Source organism: bacterium (assembly GCA_035530055.1).
Taxonomy (GTDB): Bacteria; UBA6262; WVXT01; order WVXT01; family WVXT01; genus WVXT01.
The window spans coordinates 1-2,102 of record DATKVN010000082.1 but is presented as its reverse complement, the minus strand read 5'-3'; the positions used below and the strand labels follow the sequence as shown (position 1 = coordinate 2,102).

Below are 2,102 nucleotides of genomic sequence, written 5' to 3'. Positions count from 1 at the left end.
CATTCTGCTGCTTATACTGATGTAGATGGGTGCGAAACGAATAGGGACTTAGCATTTAGAGTCAATGCTTTAGGGACACGCAATATTGCTCTTGCCTGCCAGAGATTCGATACCGAGCTACTCTACATCAGCACAGATTTTGTGTTTAATGGAGAGAAAGGCGAGCCATATTTAGAGTTTGATAGACCGGACCCTCAAAGCATCTATGCTAAATCGAAATATTGGGGGGAATTATATATTAAATCTCTTTTAAGTAGGTTTTATATAGTTCGCAGTTCCTGGCTTTTTGGAAAAAACGGGAAAAATTTTGTAACTACAATCTTAAAACTGGCAAAACAGAAAAAAGAGATAGAAGTTGTAAATGACCAGATAGGTTCACCCACGTATACAAAAGACCTCGCCCGGGCCATTGCTCAGCTTATAGGAACAGAGCGCAAGGATTCCACTACCAGGGCAAGCCTATATGGAATCTGGCATATTACAAATAGTGGACAATGTTCATGGTATGAATTTGCAAGAGAGATTCTTCAGGACTCGGATGTTCGTGTGAAACCGATTACTTCTGAGGAGCTAAATAGACCGGCAAGGCGTCCTAAGTTTTCCATTCTGGAAAATAGTATATGGAAACTCCAGGGCTGGAAATCGCTGAGGCACTGGAAGGAAGCTTTAAAAGATTATCTAAAAGAAATTGAGTAGTCGCAGGCTTCAGCCTGCGATTAGGAAGAGTAGCAGACTTCAGTCTGCGTTTATAAAGGAGAAAAATAGAATGGTTAAATTGTCCAAAAAGAAAAAAATTAAGAAGAAAAGAAAAGGCAAAAAGGTGAGCATAATCGGAACCGGTCATGTAGGACTGGTCACCGGCGCTTGCCTGGCAGAATTGGGAAATAGAGTGATTTGTGTGGACAATAATGAAGAGAAAATAGCCAGTTTGAACAGGGGAGAGATGCCTATATACGAGCCTGGCCTGGAAGAACTTGTAAAGAGAAATGTCCGTGCTGGAAGGCTTTCTTTTACTACGAATATCAAGGAAGGAGTTAACAATTCAGAAATTATCTTTATTGCTGTTAACACCCCTCCCAAACCGGATGGAGAGGCAGACCTCTGTTTTGTTGAAGCTGTCTCCCGGGAAGTAGCTCAAACAATGAAGGGTTACAAGATAATAGTGGAGAAAAGCACAGTGCCGGTAGAGACAGGGAAGTGGATTTCCCGCACAGTAAAATTGAATAATAAGAAAAGTATCAATTTTGACATTGTTTCCAATCCCGAATTTCTACGTGAAGGCTCGGCAGTGTATGATACTATGCATCCCGACCGTATCGTCCTGGGAGTAGAGTCTAAGAAAGCAGAAAGGATTATGAGAGAACTATACCAGCCCCTCGATGCTCCAATCATCGTTACAGATATTGAGAGTGCAGAGATAATCAAGCATGCCTCCAATTCATTCTTAGCAATGAAGGTTTCCTACATAAACTCTATTGCCAATATTTGTGAAAAGGCAGGTGCCGATATAAAGAAAGTTGCTGAGGGAATAGGGTGTGACAAAAGGATTGGACGGGATTTTCTCAATGCCGGGATTGGTTTTGGTGGAGCCTGTTTACCTAAAGATTTGCAGGCATTTGTAGGAATTACCCAGAAGTTAGGTTATGACTTCGAGCTCCTCAAGGTTGTGGAAAAGATAAACCACCAGCAGAGGGAGCTTCTGGTAGGTAAAGTTAGGGATGCCGTATGGAATATAAAAGATAAGACAATCGGTATTTTAGGACTTGCTTTCAAGCCCAAAACTGACGACATGCGAAATGCTCCTTCAATTGAGATAATTCAAATGCTCCAGAAAGAAGAGGCAAAAATTAAAGTTTATGACCCGGTAGCAATTCCAGTTGCCAAAGGAATCCTGAAAGAAGTTACCTATTGTAAAGACTCATACGACACAGCAAATGGATGTGATGCCCTGGTAATTCTCACCGAATGGGAAGAGTTTAAAAAACTTGACCTTAAGAAGATTAAGAGGCTGATGAAAGCTCCCATTATAGTTGATGGAAGGAACGTCTTCGAGCCTGAAAAGATGAAATCTCTGGGCTTTATCTATAAAAGCATCGGCCGTT

2 protein-coding genes are annotated in these 2,102 nt (G+C 41.4%); both read left to right on the top strand.

The window, feature by feature from the left end:
• Window positions 1–696 (top strand): dTDP-4-dehydrorhamnose reductase (gene rfbD / locus VMW39_06550; GenBank protein HUW23671.1); only part of this gene is annotated, 696 nt, incomplete at its 5' end.
• Window positions 697–766: 70 nt separating this feature from the next.
• Window positions 767–2,102, top strand: a 1,336-nt coding sequence (locus VMW39_06545; GenBank protein HUW23670.1) for a UDP-glucose/GDP-mannose dehydrogenase family protein, incomplete at its 3' end; no start/stop codon positions are given.